Origin of the sequence: Thalassospira sp. HJ (genome assembly GCF_000948415.1) — a bacterium.
GTDB lineage: Bacteria > Pseudomonadota > Alphaproteobacteria > Rhodospirillales > Thalassospiraceae > Thalassospira.
In genome coordinates this window covers 1-3357 of sequence record NZ_JYII01000013.1, presented here as the reverse complement: position 1 = coordinate 3357, position 3357 = coordinate 1, and the positions used below count along the sequence as shown (strand labels likewise).

Below are 3357 nucleotides of genomic sequence, written 5' to 3'. Positions count from 1 at the left end.
TCGCGGGAGCATCAAGTAACTGGTGAGAACAGATCAGAAGATAAACGTTATCGAATAGTCGAAGTTGCCACTTGGCAGTGTCTGGATTTTGTCCATGCATGTCGGGTTGGCCGGCGGCGACATGCTCTGAATGCCGGAGGCATTCAGAAGACATAAAGAGGTTTGGGAGATACGAGATATCTGGTCGAGAGACTGGATGACGAGATGTTTGACATTGTGAATAGGGAATATGAAGAGAACGGATCTTTCCGTTGTGATTTTGTCGCAACGAAAGAACGTGATCGCGAACTAGTTGTGATGTGGTTTTGCAGGTTTTACCCCTGCGCAAGCCGCAGAACAGTTAGCTGAGGGATCTCTCAAGCATAATAAGGGCATCTGGTGGATGCCTTGGCGTCAAGAGGCGATGAAAGACGTGGCACTCTGCGATAAGCTACGGTGAGCCGAGAGCAGGCTTTGACCCGTAGATTTCTGAATGGGGAAACCCCACCCAATAGGGTGATCCTGTCGTGAATACATAGCGGCAGGAGGCGAACCCGGTGAACTGAAACATCTCAGTAACCGGAGGAAAGGACATCAACCGAGACTCTGCTAGTAGCGGCGAGCGAACGCGGACCAGGCCAGTGGCTTATGCATAAGAACCGGAACGATCTGGAAAGGTCGGCCATAGTGGGTGATAGCCCCGTACGGGTAGAAATTGCATAAGTCCTCGAGTAGGGCGGGACACGTGAAATCCTGTCTGAACATGGGGGGACCACCCTCCAAGCCTAAGTACTCCTTGACGACCGATAGTGTACCAGTACCGTGAGGGAAAGGTGAAAAGCACCCCGATAAGGGGAGTGAAATAGTTCCTGAAACCGGATGCCTACAAGCAGTTGGAGCCTCTTTATGGGGTGACAGCGTACCTCTTGCATAATGGGTCAGCGAGTTAGTCTTACAAGCAAGCTTAAGCCGATAGGTGTAGGCGCAGCGAAAGCGAGTCTTAATAGGGCGATTGAGTTTGTGGGATTAGACCCGAAACCAGGTGATCTAGCCATGAGCAGGTTGAAGGTGATGTAACAGTCACTGGAGGACCGAACCCACGTCTGTTGAAAAAGACGGGGATGACTTGTGGTTAGGGGTGAAAGGCCAATCAAACCTGGAGATAGCTGGTTCTCCGCGAAATCTATTTAGGTAGAGCGTCAGACGAATACCTTCGGGGGTAGAGCACTGAATGGGCTAGGGGGCCTTACCGGCTTACCAAACCTAATCAAACTCCGAATACCGAAGAGTACTATCTGGCAGACAGACTACGGGTGCTAAGGTCCGTGGTCGAGAGGGAAACAGCCCAGACCGCCAGTTAAGGTCCCAAAGTTGTGGCTAAGTGGGAAAGGATGTAGGACGGCCAAGACAACCAGGACGTTGGCTTAGAAGCAGCCATCGTTTAAAGAAAGCGTAACAGCTCACTGGTCTAAATAAGCTGTCCCGCGCCGAAGATGTACCGGGGCTCAAGCCACACACCGAAACTGCGGACTTGTCTTTGACAAGTGGTAGCGGAGCGTTCCGTAAGCCTGTGAAGGTGAACCGTAAGGTTTGCTGGAGGTATCGGAAGCGAGAATGCTGACATGAGTAGCGATAAAGGGAGTGAGAACCTCCCTCGCCGAAAGCCCAAGGGTTCCTGCGCAAGGCCAATCCGCGCAGGGTGAGTCGGCCCCTAAGACGAGGCAGAAATGCGTAGTCGATGGGAAACAGGTTAATATTCCTGTACCCGTGAGAAGTGACGGCCTCTGGAAGTAGTTTTTCCTTATTGGATTGGAGAAGCTGCCAAGGAGGTCCAGGAAATAACTCTCACATATGGACCGTACCCCAAACCGACACAGGTGGGCAGGTTGAATATACCAAGGCGCTTGAGAGAATGGTGTTGAAGGAACTCGGCAAATTGCCCCCGTAACTTCGGGAGAAGGGGGCCCACCGTGAAGGCAACTTTACGGTGGGGGCACAGACTAGGGGGTGGCGACTGTTTACTAAAAACACAGGGCTCTGCGAAGTCGCAAGACGACGTATAGGGTCTGACGCCTGCCCGGTGCCGGAAGGTTAAGAGGAGGTGTGCAAGCACCGAATTGAAGCCCCGGTAAACGGCGGCCGTAACTATAACGGTCCTAAGGTAGCGAAATTCCTTGTCGGGTAAGTTCCGACCTGCACGAATGGCGTAACGACTTCCCCACTGTCTCCAACACCAACTCAGCGAAATTGAATTCTCCGTGAAGATGCGGAGTACCCGCGGTCAGACGGAAAGACCCCGTGCACCTTTACTACAGCTTTGCAGTGGTATCAGGATGTGAATGTGCAGAATAGGTGGGAGGCTTTGAAGCCATGGCGCCAGCCATGGTGGAGCCACCTTTGAGATACCACCCTTTTGCTTCCTGATATCTAACCGAGGTCCGTTATCCGGATCCGGGACCCTGCATGGCGGGTAGTTTGACTGGGGCGGTCGCCTCCCAAAGAGTAACGGAGGCGCGCGATGGTAGGCTCAGGCTGGTCGGACATCAGCTTAAGAGTGCAATGGCAAAAGCCTGCCTGACTGCGAGACTGACAAGTCGAGCAGAGACGAAAGTCGGTCATAGTGATCCGGTGGTCCCGCGTGGAAGGGCCATCGCTCAACGGATAAAAGGTACGCCGGGGATAACAGGCTGATACTCCCCAAGAGTCCACATCGACGGGAGTGTTTGGCACCTCGATGTCGGCTCATCACATCCTGGGGCTGGAGCAGGTCCCAAGGGTTTGGCTGTTCGCCAATTAAAGTGGTACGTGAGCTGGGTTTAGAACGTCGTGAGACAGTTCGGTCCCTATCTGCCGTGGGCGTAGGATACTTGAGAAGAGCTGTCCCTAGTACGAGAGGACCGGGATGGACGCACCTCTGGTGTACCGGTTGTTCCGCCAGGAGCATCGCCGGGTAGCTAAGTGCGGAAGGGATAACCGCTGAAAGCATCTAAGCGGGAAGCCCCCTTCAAGACTAGGTATCCCTATCAGATCCCTGGAAGACCACCAGGTTGATAGGCTGGGTGTGGAAGCGCAGCAATGTGTGAAGCTAACCAGTACTAATTGATCGATCGGCTTGATTGATCCCTCTTGCTACTGATCTGCAATATGACTTGCGCAGCGGTAAAATCAGCAAGACCAATACGTCACACTAATGTTCGCATATATCACGATCTTACAAAGATCTCCGATCTCTTCGCTGTGTTTGGACGGCCCGGTGGCCATAGCGGCCGGGAACCACCTGATCCCTTCCCGAACTCAGAAGTGAAACCAGCCTGCGCCGATGGTACTTTGTCTTAAGGCACGGGAGAGTAGGTCACCGCCGGGCCTTCCAAATACAGC

At 53.3% G+C, this 3357-nt stretch carries 2 rRNA genes; both read left to right on the top strand.

Annotated elements, in window-relative coordinates:
- Positions 1-354 precede the first annotated feature (354 nt).
- Positions 355-3099, top strand: a 23S ribosomal RNA gene (locus UF64_RS12885).
- 129 nt (positions 3100-3228) lie between these two features.
- Positions 3229-3343: ribosomal RNA gene (gene rrf, locus UF64_RS12880) — 5S ribosomal RNA — on the top strand.
- Positions 3344-3357: the final 14 nt, after the last annotated feature.